General features: G+C 62.0%; 13 protein-coding genes. 10 read left to right on the top strand and 3 right to left on the bottom strand.

The genetic code is table 11. The features are described from left to right. Positions 1 to 121: 121 nt before the first annotated feature. From QMK54_RS17170 to QMK54_RS17215, 10 genes are all read left to right on the top strand, one after another. Complete coding sequence (locus QMK54_RS17170; protein WP_223592285.1) at positions 122 to 1,990, top strand: extracellular solute-binding protein; 1,869 nt, start codon at positions 122 to 124, stop codon at positions 1,988 to 1,990. Continuing rightward, positions 1,990 to 3,051 (top strand): microcin C ABC transporter permease YejB, encoded by a 1,062-nt coding sequence (locus QMK54_RS17175; protein WP_320400948.1) that lies wholly within the window; start codon positions 1,990 to 1,992, stop codon positions 3,049 to 3,051. The genes QMK54_RS17170 and QMK54_RS17175 overlap by 1 nt, the downstream gene beginning before the upstream one ends. Beyond that, complete coding sequence (locus QMK54_RS17180; protein WP_223592279.1) at positions 3,051 to 4,073, top strand: ABC transporter permease; 1,023 nt, start codon at positions 3,051 to 3,053, stop codon at positions 4,071 to 4,073. Before QMK54_RS17175 ends, QMK54_RS17180 begins: the two co-directional genes overlap by 1 nt. Before the next feature lie 13 nt (positions 4,074 to 4,086). Continuing rightward, the gene (locus QMK54_RS17185) at positions 4,087 to 5,664 is read left to right on the top strand and encodes an ABC transporter ATP-binding protein (RefSeq protein ID WP_223592278.1); all 1,578 of its coding nucleotides are present in this window, start codon (positions 4,087 to 4,089) and stop codon (positions 5,662 to 5,664) included. A 128-nt stretch (positions 5,665 to 5,792) separates the two neighbouring features. Further along, positions 5,793 to 7,208, top strand: a complete 1,416-nt coding sequence (locus QMK54_RS17190) for a sigma-54 interaction domain-containing protein (RefSeq protein WP_320400949.1) — start codon at positions 5,793 to 5,795, stop codon at positions 7,206 to 7,208. Positions 7,209 to 7,493: 285 nt separating this feature from the next. After that, entirely contained in the window at positions 7,494 to 8,885 is a 1,392-nt protein-coding gene (locus QMK54_RS17195; protein WP_110662402.1) for a GntP family permease, read from the top strand. A gap of 7 nt (positions 8,886 to 8,892) precedes the next feature. Continuing rightward, the gene (locus tag QMK54_RS17200; protein WP_110662403.1) at positions 8,893 to 9,666 is read left to right on the top strand and encodes a 3-hydroxybutyrate dehydrogenase; all 774 of its coding nucleotides are present in this window, start codon (positions 8,893 to 8,895) and stop codon (positions 9,664 to 9,666) included. 212 nt (positions 9,667 to 9,878) lie between these two features. Further along, positions 9,879 to 11,834: an acetoacetate--CoA ligase gene (locus QMK54_RS17205; RefSeq protein ID WP_320400950.1), complete on the top strand. Its 1,956-nt coding sequence runs from the start codon at positions 9,879 to 9,881 to the stop codon at positions 11,832 to 11,834. A 193-nt stretch (positions 11,835 to 12,027) separates the two neighbouring features. Beyond that, entirely contained in the window at positions 12,028 to 14,565 is a 2,538-nt protein-coding gene (locus tag QMK54_RS17210) for a PAS domain-containing protein (RefSeq protein WP_320400951.1), read from the top strand. Positions 14,566 to 14,619: 54 nt separating this feature from the next. Beyond that, on the top strand, positions 14,620 to 14,895 hold the full coding sequence (locus QMK54_RS17215) for a peptidylprolyl isomerase (protein ID WP_007898282.1): 276 nt from the start codon (positions 14,620 to 14,622) through the stop codon (positions 14,893 to 14,895). A gap of 159 nt (positions 14,896 to 15,054) precedes the next feature. Here the strand turns inward: QMK54_RS17215 and QMK54_RS17220 are convergent, their stop codons facing one another. The 3 genes from QMK54_RS17220 to QMK54_RS17230 all read right to left on the bottom strand — a co-directional run bounded on the left by QMK54_RS17220 (position 15,055) and on the right by QMK54_RS17230 (position 18,141). Next, positions 15,055 to 15,990: a sugar kinase gene (locus QMK54_RS17220; protein ID WP_320400952.1), complete on the bottom strand. Its 936-nt coding sequence runs from the start codon at positions 15,988 to 15,990 to the stop codon at positions 15,055 to 15,057. Positions 15,991 to 16,119: 129 nt separating this feature from the next. Then, positions 16,120 to 17,337: an amino acid deaminase gene (locus QMK54_RS17225; protein ID WP_110657566.1), complete on the bottom strand. Its 1,218-nt coding sequence runs from the start codon at positions 17,335 to 17,337 to the stop codon at positions 16,120 to 16,122. Between the two features lie 39 nt (positions 17,338 to 17,376). After that, on the bottom strand, positions 17,377 to 18,141 hold the full coding sequence (locus tag QMK54_RS17230; protein WP_110657589.1) for an IclR family transcriptional regulator: 765 nt from the start codon (positions 18,139 to 18,141) through the stop codon (positions 17,377 to 17,379). Positions 18,142 to 18,293 lie beyond the last annotated feature (152 nt).

The raw sequence follows: 18,293 nt of genomic DNA on the forward strand, positions 1-18,293 counted from the left end.
ACTCTCACAACGGCCCGCCTTTTGGTGGGCCGTTGTGTTTGTGACGCGTAATTCGGCTGGCGAGGGACGCGCCGCTAGCGTACAAATTGTCGTTAACGACCACCCGGCTCTAAGGCTGACAATGCGACTGGCTTTCTCTACCTTGTTGTTCACTGCCGTGGCCCTGCTGATGGGTACCGCCGGTGTGAATGCTGAACCGCGGCATGCATTGACCGTTTACGGCGAACCGGCAAAGTACCCGGCCGGCTTCAGTCATTTTGCCTACACCAACCCGCAGGCCCCCAAGGGCGGCACGATGCGGCGTTCGGCAATCGAAATCGGTCAGTTCGACCATGTCTTGCCTTACATCGACAAAGGCATCGGCGTCACCCAGATCGACGGACTGCTCTATTCACCACTGGCCCAGCGCTCGCTGGACGAGCCGTACACCGTGTACGGTCTGGTGGCAGAGAAAATGGAGCGCTCCGAGGACGGCCTGTCCCTGCGTTTCCACCTCAACCCCAAGGCGCGTTTTGCCGATGGCAAACCGATTACCGCGCAAGACGTGCGCTACACCTTCGACCTGCTGATGACCCAGGGCAGCCTGCGCTACCGCACGCAGTTCGCCGACGTCAAGGACGTCGAGGTGGAATCGCCGCTGACCGTGCGCTTTGATTTCAGGAACAACGAAAATCGCACCCTGGCGCTGGATATCGCAACCTTGCCAGTGTTTCCCGAACACTGGTGGAAGAGCCGCGATTTCGCTGGTGGCGGCGGCTATGAAGCGCCGCTGGGCAGTGGCCCCTATAAAGTCGGCAAGATCGATTCGGGGCGCAGCATCACGTTCGAGCGCAACCCCGACTGGTGGGGCAAGGACCTGCCGGTCAGCCGTGGCCTGTACAACTTCGACCATTTCAGCATCGAGTACTTCGGCGATACCGACGTGGCGCGCCAGGTATTGCGCGGTGGCGCCTATGACTACAATCGCGAATTTTCCGCCACTGGCTACTCCATCGGCTACGACAGCCCGGCCCTGAGCGACGGTCGCCTGCAAAAGGCCCACCTTGCCACCGAGGCACCGCAGCCGGCCCAGGGCTTTGTGTTCAATCTGCAAAAGCCCATGTTCCAGGACCGTCGCGTGCGCCAGGCGCTGGTGATGCTGTGGGACTTCGAGTGGAGCAACCGGCAGATGATGCGTGACATGTACATCCGCCAGCAGAGCTTTTTCTCCAATACCGATCTGGCGGCCCGGCAACTGCCGGATGCGGGGGAGCGGGCGATTCTCGAACCCTTGCGCGGGCAGATCCCCGACGAAGTCTTCACCCAGGTGTTCGAAGCGCCGAAGACCGATGGCAGCGGCGTGATCCGCGACAAGCAGCTGCAAGCCCTGGACTTGCTCGAACAAGCCGGCTGGAAACCCGATGGCGATCAACTGGTCAATGCCGACGGCGAGCCGCTGAGCTTCACCTTCCTGGTCAGTCAAAATGGCATGGACCGTCTGCTGCTGCCCTATAAACGCACGTTGAAACAGATCGGCATCGACCTCAACATCCGCCGCATCGACTCGTCCCAGTACGTCAACCGCCTGATGAGCCGCGACTACGACATGATCGTCACCGGCTACCCGGTCACCACTTCTCCTGGGAACGAACTGCTCAATTACTTCGGTTCGGCGGCGGCCACCGACCCAGGCTCCAACAACTACATGGTGTTGAAAAACCCGGCGGTGGACACCCTGATCACCGGGCTGATCCGCGCCACGACCCAGGCAGACATGCTGCATTACGCCCACGCCCTGGACCGGGTGCTGCAATGGAATTACTACTGGATTCCCAACTATTACCCCCCGGGCACCTCGACGGTGTGGTGGAACCGCTTTGGCATCCCGAACGTGCAGGCAAGCAATGACGAAGCCATCGAGAGCTGGTGGGAGATGAGCACCACGCCATTGACCAACCAACAGATGACGGCCGAGCGTATCAGCCGTGGCAAACCCGGAGGGCCGCACTGATGTGGGCTTACATACTGCGACGCCTGCTGCTGATCATTCCGACCCTGGTGATCATTCTCCTGGTCAACTTTGTCATCGTCCAGGCCGCGCCGGGCGGACCGGTCGAACAGGCCATCGCGCACCTGCAAGGCATTGGCGGCGCCACGGTGGGCGGCGGCTCCAGCGAAGCCGTGAGTGGCAAGTCCCGGGCCAGTCGCGGGCTCGATCCACAGCTGATCAAGGACATTGAAAAACAGTACGGTTTCGATAAGCCGGCACACGAGCGCCTCTGGCTGATGCTCACCAGCTACGCGCGCCTGGACTTCGGCAAGAGTTTCTTCCGCGGCGCCAGCGTCACCGACCTGATCCTGGAAAAAATGCCGGTGACCATTTCCCTCGGGCTGTGGGCGACGCTGATCACCTATCTGGTGTCGATTCCCCTGGGCATCCGCAAGGCCGTGCACCATGGCAGCCATTTCGACATCTGGAGCAGTACCGCGATCATCATCGGCTATGCCATGCCGGCGTTCCTGTTTGCGATGTTCCTGATCGTGGTCTTTGCCGGTGGCACTTCGCTGAACTGGTTTCCGGTTCGCGGGCTGGTCTCGGACAACTTCGACTCCCTGTCGACCATCGGCAAGGTGGCCGACTATTTCTGGCACCTGGTGTTGCCGGTGACCGCGCTGGTGATCGGCGGTTTCGCCACGCTGACCATCCTGACCAAGAACTCGTTCCTCAATGAAATCACCCGCCAGTACGTGGTCACTGCCCGAGCCAAAGGCTTGAGTGAACGACGGGTGCTCTATGGGCACGTGTTCCGCAATGCCATGCTGCTGGTGGTGTCGGGCATTCCCCAGGCGTTCATCAGCGTGTTTTTTGCCGGTTCCCTGCTGATCGAAGTGATCTTCTCCCTCGACGGCCTGGGCCGCATGAGCTACGAAGCGGCGGTATCGCGGGACTATCCGGTGGTGTTCGGCTCGCTGTTCATCTTCACCCTGTTTGGCCTCTTGATAAAACTGGTCGGCGACCTCTGCTACACCCTGGTCGACCCGCGTATCGACTTCGCCGCGAGGAACGCCTGATGCTCAAGCTTTCACCGCTGGCGCGTCGGCGCTTCGAGCGCTTCAAGAAAAACCGTCGCGGCTGGTGGTCGCTCTGGCTGTTTATCGGCCTGTTCCTGATGACCCTGGGCGGAGAGCTGATCGCCAACGACAAACCGCTGATGGTCAGCTATCAGGGCCAGTGGTACTTCCCGGTCTTCAAGCGCCACACCGAACAGGAGTTCGGCGGACATCTGCCGTTCCAGGCCGATTACCGCAGCGATTACGTGCAGCAACTGATCAAGAAGGACGGCGGCTGGTTGCTGTTTCCGCCGATTCCGTTCAGTGACGACACGCCCAACTATGACCTGAACAAACCCGCCCCCAGTCCGCCCACCAGCGTCAATTGGCTGGGCACCGATGACCAGGCACGGGACGTTCTGGCCCGGGTGATCTTCGGGGCCCGGGTGTCGATCCTGTTTGCCTTGATGCTGACGTTTGTCAGTGCCCTGATCGGCATCGCGGCCGGGGCCCTGCAAGGCTATTACGGCGGCTGGGTGGACTTGCTCGGCCAGCGTCTGCTGGAGGTCTGGTCCGGATTGCCGGTGCTGTACCTGCTGATCATCCTGTCGGGTTTCGTCGAGCCGAATTTCTGGTGGTTGCTGGGGATCATGGCGCTGTTTTCATGGCTGGCCCTGGTGGATGTGGTGCGCGCCGAGTTCCTGCGCGGGCGCAATCTGGAATACGTCAAGGCCGCGCGGGCGCTGGGCCTGACCGACCGCAAAGTCATCGTCCGGCACATCCTGCCCAACGCCATGAACGCGACCTTGAGCTACCTGCCGTTCATCCTCACCGGGGCGATTTCCACCCTGACGGCGCTGGACTTCCTCGGCTTCGGCATGCCGGCGGGCAGTGCTTCGCTGGGTGAACTGATCGGCCAGGGCAAGCAGAACCTGCAAGCGCCGTGGCTGGGCCTGACGGCGTTTTTCACCCTGGCGCTGATTCTTTCCTTACTGGTGTTCATTGGCGAAGCGCTGCGCGACGCCTTTGATCCACGATCTTGATGCGGATGTTGATATGACCAACCTGATCGAAATCCGTGACCTCAGCGTGGCCTTCAGCGGCCAGACCGTGGTGCGCAATCTGTGCCTGGACATCCGCCCCGGCGAATGCCTGGCGCTGGTGGGCGAATCGGGTTCGGGCAAGTCGGTGACGGCCCACTCGATCCTGCAACTGCTGCCGCAAAACGATACCGAGACAACGGGCAGCATTCGCTATCGCGGCCAGGAACTGGTGGGCGCCGACAACGGCAAGTTGCGCAAACTGCGCGGCAACCGCATCGCGATGATCTTCCAGGAGCCGATGACCTCCCTGAACCCGCTGCACAGCATCGAAAAACAGATCGGTGAAACCTTGCTGGTGCACAAAGGCCTGGCGGGCAAGGCGGCGCAGGCGCGGATCCTCGAATTGCTGCACCTGGTGGGCATCCAGAAACCCGAAGAGCGCCTGAAGGCCTACCCCCATCAATTGTCCGGCGGCCAACGCCAGCGGGTGATGATCGCCATGGCCCTGGCGTGCGAGCCGGAACTGCTGATCGCCGACGAACCGACCACCGCGTTGGATGTGACGGTGCAGCGCAAGATCCTGCTGCTGCTCAAATCCCTGCAACAGCGCCTGGGCATGTCGTTGCTGCTGATCAGCCATGACCTCAATCTGGTGCGCAGCATCGCCCAGCGCGTGTGCGTGATGAAGGCCGGGGAAATCGTCGAACAGGCGCCTTGCGAAATCCTGTTCACCGAACCCAAGCACCCTTACAGCTGCGTGTTGCTGCACGCCGAACCCGAGGGCGAAGCCTTGCCCCGGGACGAGCGCGAAAACGTACTGGAGGTGGACGACCTGCAGGTACGCTTTCCCGTCAGTGGTGGCCTGTTTCAGCGCAAGACCTGGCTGCGTGCCGTCGATGGCATCAGCCTGAACATTCAGCGCGGCAAGACCCTGGGCATTGTCGGCGAATCCGGTTCGGGCAAGTCCACTCTTGGCCAGGCGATCCTGCGCTTGCTCGACTCCGAAGGCAGCATCCGCTTTCAGGGCCAGGCGCTGGACGGCCTGACGCAAAAACAGCTACGGCCGTGGCGCAAGAAGATGCAGGTGGTGTTCCAGGACCCCTTCGGCAGCCTTAGCCCGCGAATGTCGGTTGCGCAGATCATCAGCGAAGGGCTGGAGGTGCACAGCACGCTGAGCACCGAAGAGTGCAACGCCGAAGTGATCCGGGCTCTGAGCGAAGTCGGCCTCGACCCGCAAAGTCGTCATCGTTATCCCCACGAGTTCTCCGGCGGCCAGCGCCAGCGCATCGCCATTGCCCGGGCGCTGGTGTTGAAACCGGCGCTGATCCTGCTCGACGAACCGACCTCGGCGCTGGACCGCACGGTGCAAAAACAGGTAGTCGCCCTGCTCCGCCAGCTTCAGGAAAAACACGGCTTGACCTACCTGTTCATCAGCCACGACCTGGCCGTAGTGCGCGCCCTGGCCCACGACATGATCGTGATCAAGGACGGCAAAGTGGTGGAACGCGGCGCCAGTCATGAGGTGTTCGACTCACCGCAGCATCCGTACACCAAGGAGCTGTTGGCGGCGGCGTTGTTGGGGCAGGCATAATCTGGCCGTTAGACCGCATCGCGGCCTTCGCGAGCAAGCCCGCTCCCACAGGGGATTGCATTTCCATGTGGGAGCGGGCTTGCTCGCGAAGAGGCCGGCACAGGTAATAAATCATCAGGATCAAACCCATGAACACCACCGAAAGCCTCAAGGACTACCAGCGCGTTCGCTTGCTGGCGATCCGCTCGTTGTTCGAGATCATCGAGCAATCGAGCGAGGGCACGGTGATTGTCGATCGCGATGCCAACATCGTCTGGATGAATGAACGCTATGCCCGGCGCTTCGGCCTGCAATCGGCAGAAGGCGCAATCGGCAAGGCCTGCGAAAGCGTGATCCCCGGCAGCCTGTTGCGTGAAGTGGTGCGCACCGGCCGACCGATTCTGCTGGATATGCAAGACACCTCCAAAGAGCCGCTGGTGGTCATGCGCCTGCCCATTCACGATGACTCCGGCGTGGTGATCGGCGCCATCGGTTTCGCCCTGTTCGACGAACTGCGCAGCCTGTCGCCGATGCTCAAGCGCTACATGAGCATGCAGGAAGAACTGGCCTCCACCCGCTCACTGCTACGAGCGCGGCAGACCAAATACAACTTCGCCCACTTCATTGGCACCAGCGCCGCCAGCCTGGAAGTCAAACGCCGCGCCCGACGCAGTGCGAGTACCGAATCGCCGGTGCTGCTGCTCGGCGAAACCGGCACCGGCAAGGAGTTGCTGGCCCAGGCGATCCACAATGCCTCGCCCCGTGCCCACAAGGCGTTTGTCAGCATCAACAGCGCGGCGATTCCCGAATCGCTGCTGGAGGCCGAGTTCTTCGGCACCGCCCCCGGCGCGTTTACCGGAGCGGATCGCAAGGGCCGCGCCGGCAAATTGCAGATCGCCCAGGGCGGCACCTTGTTCCTCGACGAAATCGGCGACATGCCGCTGCCCCTGCAAAGCAAACTGCTGCGGGTGTTGCAGGAAAAGGAATTCGAGCCGGTGGGCTCCAATGAAGTGATCCAGAGCGATGTGCGGGTGATCGCCGCGACCTCCACGGACCTGGAAGCCGCGATCAAGCGCGGCGAATTCCGCGCTGACTTGTACTACCGGCTCAACGTGCTGCCGATCCAGGTTCCGCCTCTACGTGACCGCCTCGATGACGTGCCGGCGCTCAGTGAAGCGATTCTCGAGGAACTGCGCAGCCAGCATGAACTGCACCACGAAGCCCTGGATCTGTTGGGGCAACACGCCTGGCCGGGGAACATCCGCGAGCTGCGCAATGTGCTGGAGCGGGCCGCGCTGCTCAGTGACGACTTGCGCCTGACGACAGCGGACATCCGCGCGGCGATTGGTACGTTCACGCCGGTGGAACGCGTGACCCCCTTGACCATCGAACCGCTTGCCCATGAAACGTTCAGTGCGGCGCGGGAGCGCTTTGACCGGCAACTGATCGAAACCACCCTTGCGCAATGCGGGGGCAAGGTAATTGAAGCAGCGGCGCGTCTGGGGCTTGGACGGTCGACGCTGTACAAGAAGATGGTGGCGCTGGGGATTGTCGAGTCTCAATAAGGAGACATGCATCTCCATTGTTAGACAGACCTTCGCGAGCAAGCCCGCTCCCACAGGAGGCCTTGCTCTCCTGACCAACTCGGTCAACTGTGGGAGCGGGCTTGCCCGCGAAGAGGCCAGCACTGCCAAAGCAAGTCTCAAACCAGAGACAAAACCACTTGACAAGCTCTTCATCCTGAAAATATATCCTTATATTTCAACAACTTAATCATCTGGCACAAAACTCGCTATATGCCTTTCCTACAAAGTTTCACCCAACAAAAATAACAACCCAGGAGACACACCATGAGTGTGATCATTGCCTTGGCAGCCCTCGCGCTGCTGATGCTGGCTGCCTACCGTGGCTACAGCGTTATCCTTTTTGCCCCGATTGCCGCCCTCGGCGCGGTCCTGCTCACCGACCCCTCTGCCGTCGCCCCCGCTTTCACCGGGGTGTTCATGGAAAAAATGGTCGGCTTCATCAAGCTGTATTTCCCGGTATTCCTGCTTGGCGCGGTGTTCGGCAAGTTGATCGAACTGTCCGGTTTCTCCCGTTCCATCGTCGCGGCGGCGATTGGCCTGCTCGGCACCCGCCAGGCAATGCTGGTGATCGTGCTGGTCTGCGCACTGCTGACCTACGGCGGCGTGTCGCTATTCGTGGTGGTGTTCGCGGTCTATCCGTTTGCCGCCGAGATGTTCCGCCAGAGCAACATCCCCAAGCGCCTGATCCCGGCGACCATTGCCCTGGGCGCGTTCTCGTTCACCATGGACGCCCTGCCCGGCACGCCACAAATCCAGAACATCATCCCCAGCACCTTCTTCAACACCACCGCCTGGGCGGCGCCGTGGCTGGGGGTGATCGGCACGATCTTCGTGTTCTGTGCCGGCATGCTGTTTCTCCAGCGCCAGCGCAACAAGGCACAGCGCGCCGGTGAAGGTTATGGCACTGACCTGCGCAACGAACCGGAAACCGCCGCCGATCTCAAGCTGCCCAACCCGTGGCTGGCGCTGTCGCCACTGTTGGCGGTGGGCATCATGAACCTGCTGTTCACCCATTGGATTCCGCAGGTGTATGGCAAGACCCACAGCCTCGCGCTGCCGGGCATGGCCACGCCGGTGACCACCGAAATCGCCAAGCTCACGGCGATCTGGGCAGTACAGGCAGCCTTGCTGGTCGGCATCCTCATGGTGCTGGTGTTTGGCTTCCAGGCGATTCGCAGCAAACTCGCCGAAGGCAGCAAAAGCGCGGTCAGCGGTGCGTTGCTGGCGGCGATGAACACCGCCTCGGAATACGGTTTCGGCGCGGTGATCGCGTCCTTGCCGGGCTTTCTGGTGTTGGCCGACTGGCTCAAGAGCATTCCCAATCCACTGGTCAACGAAGCGATTACCGTGACCCTGCTGGCCGGCATCACCGGTTCTGCTTCGGGCGGCATGAGCATCGCGCTGGCGGCGATGTCCGAACAGTTCATCAGCGCTGCGCACGCAGCGAACATTCCGCTGGAAGTGCTGCACCGGGTCGCCGCGATGGCCAGCGGCGGCATGGACACCCTGCCGCACAACGGCGCGGTGATTACCCTGCTGGCGGTGACCGGGCTGACCCACCGCGAAGCCTATAAAGACATTTTCTGTATTACGCTGATCAAGACCCTGGCGGTTTTCGTGGTGATCGGCACTTTCTACGCCACTGGCATTGTGTGAGGTATTCATGACGACTCTTTCGGGCAAGACCGCACTGGTCACCGGTTCCACCAGCGGCATCGGCCTGGGGATCGCCCTCAGCCTGGCCAAGGCGGGAGCCAACCTGATCCTCAATGGCTTTGGCGATGCGTCCAAAGTCATCGCCGACGTGGAGCAGTTCGGCGGCAAGGTCGGCCATCACCCGGCCGATGTCAGCGATCCGGCGCAGATTGCCGACATGATCGCCTACGCCGAGCGCGAGTTCGGCGGCGTCGACATCCTGGTCAACAACGCCGGCATTCAACACGTGGCAGCGGTGGATGAGTTCCCGGTGGAGCGCTGGGATTCGATCATCGCGATCAACCTGTCGTCGGTGTTCCACAGCACCCGCTTGAGCCTGCCGGGCATGCGCGCCAAGGGTTGGGGCCGGGTGATCAACATTGCCTCGGTGCACGGCCTGGTGGGCTCGGTGGGCAAGTCAGCCTATGTCGCCGCCAAGCACGGGGTGATCGGCTTGACCAAAGTGGTCGCGCTGGAAACCGCGACCACCCAGGTCACCTGCAACGCGATCTGCCCGGGCTGGGTATTGACGCCACTGGTGCAAAAACAGATCGATGATCGTGCCGCCAGCGGGGTTGATCCGCAGCAGGCGCAGCATGATTTGCTCGCGGAAAAGCAACCGTCCCTGGAGTTCGTGACACCGCCGCAACTGGGTGAACTGGTGCTGTTTTTGTGCAGCGAAGCTGGCAGCCAGGTGCGTGGCGCGGCGTGGAATGTTGATGGTGGTTGGCTGGCGCAGTGACTGGCCGATAGACCCCTGTGGCGAAGGGGCTTGCCCCCGTTCGGCTGCGCAGCAGTCGTAAATTCAATACTCGCGGTATATGAATTGAAATCGGGGCAAGTTTTTGGGGCGGCTTCGCCACCCAACGGGGGCAAGCCCCCTCGCCACACAAGCTCCCTCGCCACAACAGCCTGCTCCACTTCTGTAAATGTAATAAAAAGAAGAGGCAAACCATGTCCGACATCCTCTGGCAACCCGACGCCAAGCGCATTGGCAAGACCCGCATGGAGGCCTTCCGGCGCTTCATCAATCAGCGTCACCACCTCAAGATCGACGACTACCCGGCCCTGCACCAGTGGTCCATCGATCAGCGCACGGATTTCTGGCAGGCCATTGTCGATTTTTTCGACATCCGCTTCCATGAACAACCCGACGCCGTGCTGCTCGAAGGCCCGCAGATGCCCAGCGCCCAGTGGTTCCCCGGCGCAACGCTGAACTTTGCCGAACACCTGCTGCAGCGCCGCGATGATGCCATCGCCGTGGTCGCCGTTGGCGAAAACGGTCAGCGTGAACATTTGACCTGGGGCGAACTCGCCGAACATGTCGCCGGCTTTCAAAACGGTCTGGTAGCGGCCGGTGTCGGGGTTGGCGACCGGGTCGCCGCGTGCATGCCCAACACCTGGCAAACCCTGGTGGCCATGCTCGCCACCACCAGCCTTGGCGCCATCTGGTCCTGTTCTTCGCCGGACTTCGGCACCCAGGGGGTGGTTGACCGTTTCGGCCAGATCGAACCGAAAGTGCTGGTGACCTGCGCCGGTTACCGCTATGCCGGCAAAGAGATCGACCAGACCGCCAAGGTCAACGAAATCCTCCAGCGCCTGCCTTCGCTGCAACAGCTGATCGTCGTGCCTTACGCACGCCCACAGGCGCACATCGAACACTTCCACACCCAGGCCAACGTGACGCTTTGGGACGATTTCTACGAACCGGGCGGCGAACCGGATTTCGTCCCGGTGCCCTTCGCCCATCCGCTGTACATCCTCTATTCCAGCGGCACCACCGGCGTGCCCAAATGCATCATCCACAGCACTGGCGGCGTGTTGCTGCAACACGTCAAGGAACACGGCCTGCATGGCGATCTCGGCCCCGGTGAGCGGTTGTTCTACTACACCACCTGCGGCTGGATGATGTGGAACTGGCTGGTGTCGGCGCTGGCGACAGGCAGCTCCGTGGTGCTGTACGACGGCTCGCCGTTCCACCCCGACCCGCAACGCTTGATCGACCTGATCGACGACGAAGGCATCAACGTCTTCGGTACCAGCCCGAAATACCTCGCGACCCTGGAAAGCAGCGGCATCAAGCCGCGTGACAGCCATGACCTGGGCAGCCTCAAGACCTTGCTGTGCACCGGCTCGGCGCTGTCGCCGCAGAGTTACGACTTTGTCTATCGCGACTTCAAGGCTGACGTGTGCCTGGCCTCGATGTCCGGCGGCACCGACATCGTCTCGTGCTTCGTCAACGGCAACCCGATGTCGCAGGTCAGGCGTGGCGAAATCATGGGCAAGAGCCTGGGCATGGCCGTCGAAGTGTGGAACGACGAAGGCCAACCGGTGATCGGCGAAAAAGGTGAGCTGGTCTGCACCCGCCATTTCCCGGCGATGCCCGTGGGTCTGTGGAACGATGCCGATGGTGAAAAGCTGCGCCAATCCTATTTCAGCCTGTTCCCCGGTGTCTGGGCTCAGGGCGACTACGCCGAACAATTGCCCCATGGCGCGATGATGATCCACGGCCGCTCGGATGCCGTGCTCAACCCCGGCGGCGTGCGCATCGGCACGGCGGAAATCTATCGCCAGGTGGAAAAAATCCCACAGGTGCTCGACAGCGTGGCCATCGGTCAGCAGTGGCAGGACGACGTGCGAGTGGTGCTGTTCGTCCGCCTGCGCGACGGGCTCGAACTGGACGAGGCGCTGCAACAGCAGATCCGCCAGACCATTCGCGCCAACACCACGCCGCGTCATGTTCCGGCGAAAATTGTTGCAGTGACCGACATTCCCCGGACCATCAGCGGCAAGGTCGTCGAGCTGGCGGTACGCAATGTGGTGCATGGGCAGCCGGTGAAGAACACCGATGCGCTGGCCAATCCCGAGGCGCTGGAGCAGTACCGAAACAGACCCGAACTGCAGTCCTGAAGCAGCGCAAAACCTGTGGGAGCGGGCTTGCTCGCGAAGGCGGCAGGTCAGCCAGCGAAGATGTCGACTGACACGCCCTCTTCGCGAGCAAGCCCGCTCCCACAGTAACCGCTCAAGCCTTCGAATCAACCTGTGCCTTTCACCTGTGCAAGAATAGATGCCAACCAAATCGACTCAGGCCCAGGACTCCTTGATGAACGCGACACCCACCGCCAGCGAAGCCCAGGCCTTGATCGCCCGAATCGACTGGGCAAGCAGCCCGCTGGGCGCGGCCAGCACTTGGCCACAGAGCCTGCGAACCGCCGTGGACATCGTGATTCACTCACCGATGCCGATGTTGCTGCTGTGGGGTCCGCAACTGACGCAGATCTACAACGACGGCTTCGCCCTGCTCGCCGGAAGCAAACATCCGCACGCTTTCGGACAACCGACACACCTGATCTGGCCGGAGTTGAAAGACTTTACCGACCCGATCTACAGCGCCGTCTTGCAAGGCCAGGTGCGGACCTACAGCGAGCAGCGCTTTACCCTGCAACGTGAAGGCCGCGATTCCGACTTCTGGCTCGACCTGACCTACAGCCCGATCCGCGACGAAAGTGCCGAAGTGGCCGGGATCCTGGTTACCGCCATCGAAACCAACGAGCGCCGGCGCATCGCCCTCGAACTCGAACAGCGCTCGGCGGCCAGCCTCAAGGCCCAGCGTGAAACCGAGGAGCGCCTGCAACTGGCCCTCGCCGCCACCGATGCGGTCGGCACCTGGGACTGGGACATCAGCGAGGACCGTTTCATCGCCGATGCGCATTTTGCCCAACTGCACGGCATCGACCCGGCCATGGCCAGCCAGTTGCCGATCAGCGAGTACCTGCACGGCGTACACCCCGAAGACCGCGCCCTGATCGCCCGCAGCATCAAACACTGCATCACCCATGGCAGCGAATACGCCGAGGAATATCGCCTGCTGCAAACCGATGGCCAGATGCGCTGGGTGTTTGCCCGCGGCCGCTGCTACAAGGACCACCACGGCCGGCCGATGCGTTTCCTCGGTGCCGCCCTGGACCTCACCGAGCGCAAACACACCGAACAGGCCCTGCGCCAGAGCCAGACCGAACTGCAACTGATCATCAACGCCATGCCGATCCTGATCAGCTACGTCGACCGCGAAGAACGTTTTCGCCTGAACAATGCGGCGTACCTCGACTGGTACGGGCTGACACCGCAAGAGCTTTACGGGCGAACCATTCTTGAAGTGCTTGGCGAAGAAGCCTATGCGTTGCGCGCGCCGTACATCACCGAGGCGCTGTCCGGCCGGCCCTGCTGTTTCAGCATCAGCACGCCCCATCGCGACGGCAGCATCCGTCAGGCCCTTATGAACTACCTGCCACGCCACGGTGCAGACGGTGCGGTGAACGGTTTCTACATCTTCGTGATCGACGAAACCGAACGCAAAAAGACCGAAGAAGCCCTGCGCAACCTCAACGAAACCCTTGAGGAACGGGTTGCCGCGCGCACCCGCCAATTGGCCGAGGCCAACGAGCGTTTGCAAAACGAGATGTTCGAGCGTGAGCGTGCCGAGGACGCCTTGCGCCATGCGCAGAAAATGGAGGCAGTCGGCCAGCTTACCGGCGGCATCGCCCATGACTTCAACAACATGCTCACCGGCATCATTGGCAGCCTTGACCTGATGCAACGCTACATCGCCGACGGACGCACCAACGAGATCAGCCGATTCACCGAGGCCGCCGTGTCCTCGGCCAACCGCGCCGCCGCCCTCACCCATCGCTTGCTGGCGTTCTCCCGGCGCCAATCGCTCAACCGCAAGCCGCTGAACCCCAACGACTTGATTCACTCGCTCGAAGACCTGTTCAGTCGCACCAAGGGCGACCACATCGCACTCAAACTGCAACTGGCCGAGAACATCTGGCGGGTCAGCACCGACCTCAGTCAGCTGGAAAACGCCTTGCTCAACCTGGTGATCAACGCCCGGGACGCCATGCCCGATGGCGGCGAGCTGCAGATCGAAACGGCCAATGTCTATCTCGACGGCAACGACATCACGACCCTGGAACCGGTCAAGGCCGGCGACTACGTGATGATTTCGGTGAGTGACAACGGCACCGGCATGACCCCCTCTGTGCTGGCCAAGGCATTCGATCCGTTCTTCACCACCAAGCCCATCGGCCAGGGCACCGGTCTGGGCTTGTCGATGATTTACGGATTTGCCCAGCAATCGGGGGGCCACGTCAGCTTGTTCAGCTTGCCTGGACGGGGCACCAGCGTGCGTTTGTACCTGCCGCGCCTGCATTCGACCGAGCCGGACAACGTCCTCTCACCCATCGTCGGTGAGGCACCGGCGGCGATTGCTGGCGAGACCGTGATGCTGGTCGAGGACGATGCCGCGGTGCGCATGCTGGTAATGGACCTGCTCAAGGAGCTGGGTTACCGCGCCCATGAAGCCGAAGATGCCAAGGGCGCCCTGCCGGTGCTGGAGTCGGACCTGAGGGTGGACCTGCTGGTGACCGACGTGGGGTTGCCGGGCATGAACGGTCGACAACTGGCGGAAATCGCCCGCCAGCATCGTCCGGAATTGAAAGTACTGTTCATGACCGGTTATGCGCAAATCGCCGCCGAGCGCCAGGGTTTCCTTGAAGAAGGCATGGACATGGTGGCTAAACCGTTTTCCATCGACCTGCTGGCCAACAAGATTCGCACGATGATCAGTCAACCGAACTGAGTTGAGGCATAATCGCGCGCCTCGTTGTCACTACCGTTGCAAGGTAACTGTCCCATGAAAGCTCAAGCCCGCCATATCCTGGTGAAAACCTCGGAAGAAGCCGAGCAGCTCAAACAACGCATCGCCAAGGGCGAAGCGTTCGATGTGCTGGCCAAGAAGTACTCGACCTGCCCCTCGGGCAAGCGCGGTGGAGACCTCGGCGAAGTACGTCCGGGACAGATGGTCGGCGTGATCGATGCGGTGATCTTCAAGAAACCACTGCGGGTGGTGCATGGGCCGATCAAGAGCAAATTCGGTTATCACCTGGTGCAGGTGTTTTACCGGGATTGAGGGTTTGGTCAGGCCCCTGTGGCGAGGGGGCTTGCCCCCGTTCGGCTGCGCAGCAGTCGTAAAATCGATGCACTCGGTATGTCAGACAAACCTGGTCGGCAGGTTTTGGGGCTGCTTCGCAGTCCAACGGGGGCAAGCCCCCTCGCCACAGGATTCGCGTTAATCCCTTGGGATCAACGCCCCCGGCACCTGAATCACCCGGCTCGCCAACCGATGCCCGGCCTCGGCAGCTTCTTCGGGGCTGCCACCCTTGAGCCGCGAAGCCAGGTACGCCGCACTGAACGAATCCCCTGCCGCCGTGGTGTCCACCACCCGCTCGACCTTTTGCGCCGGCACTTCGAACGACTCGCCAGCACATCGAATCAGGCACGCTTGCGCGCCGCGCTTGAGCACCACTTCCGGCGTACCGATCTGCTCATACACGGCAAACACCGCCTCACAGTCGACATAACCAAACAACGCCTGTTCGTCATCCACGGTCAGCAACGCCAGATCAACCTGCGGTAGCACACGGCGATACGCCGCCCGGGCGTCCTCGACCGATGCCCACAGCCGTGGCCGGTAGTTGTTGTCGAACACAATCCGCGCATCGCGCTGGCGGGCTTCGATCAGGGTCTCCAGCAATTTTTCCCGACCTTGCACACCGAGTACCGCCAGGGTGATGCCGCTGAAGTACAGCACATCGTAATCCGGCAGCGCCGCGAGGATCGGCGCCGCGGCTGGCGTAGTGAAGCAATCGCGTACCGCCGCTTCATTGCGCCAGTACAGAAAGCGCCGCTCACCGGCCGCGTCAGTCTGGATGCAATACAAACCCGGCAGGCGTCCGGGCAGGCGCTGGACCATGCCGAGCCCGACGTTTTCCGCGGCCCAACCCTGGCACATCGCGTCGCTGAAACTGTCATCGCCCAGGGCAGTGACGTAGTCCACGGCGCCGTCCTCGCCCAGTTCCCGGGACAGGTACACCGCCGTGTTCAAGGTGTCGCCACCGAAGCTCTGTTGCAGGCTGCCGTCGGCGCGATGCTGCAATTCGATCATGCATTCGCCGATCAGGGCGATGCGCGGGGCGTCGGGGCCGAGGGTGTTGATGGTGTTCATACGCGGATTTCTCTTTTTGTCTGGTAGGGCCTCTTCGCGAGCAAGCCCGCTCCCACATTGGATCTTCGGTGTACACAAAACCCTGTGGGAGCGGGCTTGCTCGCGAAGGGAGCGCCTCGGTCTGAAGTCTTAAAAACAGGTTTCCATGGTTTCGATGACGTTCAGTTGCTCGTCCACCAGACAGCCGACACGCCACTTGTCGAACGTCAGGCACGGGTGCGAGGTGCCGAACGAAATGATGTCGCCCACTCGCAGATCAACCCCCGGTGCCACGGTCATGAACGCATGCTGGTCCATTACGGCGGTGACCTTGCATGCACTCACATCATCGCCGCTGGCCGGCACTACGCCCGCCTTGTAACGCTGCAACGGCACCGGCAGACCGGCGTCGTAGGCCACGTCGCGCTTGCCCAGGGCGATCACCGCAAACCCCGGCTCCGGCAACGACTGCACGTGCGCCCACACTTCCAGCGCCGGACGCAGGCCTTCGTGCAGGTCGCTGCGACGGTCGAGCACGCAGCACTGCGCTTCCTTGTAGATGCCATGGTCGTGGGCCACGTAGCTGCCGGGACGCAGCACGCTGAGGAAACGTCCAGCAGCGTTCTGGGCTTCGAAGGACTCGGCAATCAGGTCATACCAGGCCGAACCCGAGGCAGTGATGATCGGCTTGGCAATGGCGAACGCGCCGCTGTCCTGCAACTGCACCGCCAGGCGCACCAGCGACGCGGCGAAATCGCGGATACCGGTCACGGCGTGATCGCCATGGATCACGCCTTCGTAGCCCTCGATGCCGGTCAGGGCCAGCGCCGGTTGCGCGGCGATGGCCTTGGCCAGGTCGAGCACTTCCTGCTCGCTGCGGCAACCGCAACGCCCACCGACCACGCCGTATTCGATCATCACGTTCAGGCGCACGCCACGGGAGGCGAAATAGGCGCCGAGGTCCGCGACGTTGTCCGGGTGATCGACCATGCAATAGAAGTCGAACGTCGGGTCGGCCAACAGGTCGGCAATCAGCGCCATGTTCGGTGTGCCGACCAACTGGTTGGCCATCAGCACCCGGCGCACGCCATGGGCGTAGGCCGCACGGGTTTGCGTGGCGCTGGCCAGGGTGATGCCCCAGGCACCGGCGTCCAGTTGGCGACGGAACAACGCCGGGGTCATGCTGGTCTTGCCATGGGGCGCCAATTCGGCGCCGCTGTCACTGACAAAGGCCTGCATCCAACGGATGTTGTGCTCCAGCGCTTCACGGTGCAGCACCAGCGCCGGCAGGCTGACGTCACGCACCAGGCTGGCGCCGGTCGGGGCTGCGCCTTTATCCACGTTGGCAGTGTTGGAAACAGAAGACATGGTCGAACTCCTCGTTCACGCGGCCGCAGGCAGCCGCTGTTATTCGTTGATGCGACGGGCCAGGCTGTTGGCGCTTTCGATCAGCACCCGTCGGTAGTCGTTGTAGTTTTTCTTCGCATCGGCGCGCGGGGCGACGATGCACAGGGTCGCGATGGCCACGCCACCGGGGTCTTTGACCGGCGCGGCGAAGCAATGGGTAAAGGTGTCGGCGACGCTATCGAAAGAAAAGAAACCATCGATGCCGGCCTGACGGATTTCCTTGAGGAACTGCTCCAGAGGCAAGCGTTCGCCATCGGGCAGGATGAAGTCGTCGTGGTCGATCAGGTCGACGATTTCCTGGTCGCTCAGGTGCGCCAGCAACAGGCGGCCGGAGGCGGTCCAGGGGATGGGCGCGTTTTCGCCGATGTCCGAGGAAATGCGGAAATGCCGCTCACCCTCCTTCATCAGGGCGACGGTGTATTTGCGCCCGTTGAGCAGGCACATCTGCGCGGTTTCATGGGTCTGGCTGACGATTTCCTGCAGGGCATGATCGGCCTCGCGGGTCAGGTCGAAATGGCGCAAGTGGGCCTGGCCGAGAAAGTACAACTGACGACCGAGGTAGACGTGACCGTCCGTGCCCACCGGCTCCAGGATCCGCCGTTCCAGCAGCGAGGCCACCAGTTCGTAGACCGTGGATTTGGGGCTGCCGATGCCGTTGGCGATGTCGTTCGGGCGCAGGGGCTGGCCGATCTCCTTGAGGAAATCGAGGATATCGAACGCCCGGTCCAGGCCGCGTGCCCGGCGCTTGATGGTGTCTTCGGTCATTTCAGTGGTTCCCATTCAAAGTCGCCAGGATTCTACCGAGAATGCAGTGGTGACTGTCAGGCCGCCATCGCGGGCAAGCCCGCTCCCACAAGGATTGATGGTGTGTCTGCAATCTGTGGCAGCACACAGAACCTGTGGGAGCGTGGCTTGCC

Source organism: Pseudomonas sp. P5_109 (assembly GCF_034009455.1).
GTDB lineage: Bacteria > Pseudomonadota > Gammaproteobacteria > Pseudomonadales > Pseudomonadaceae > Aquipseudomonas.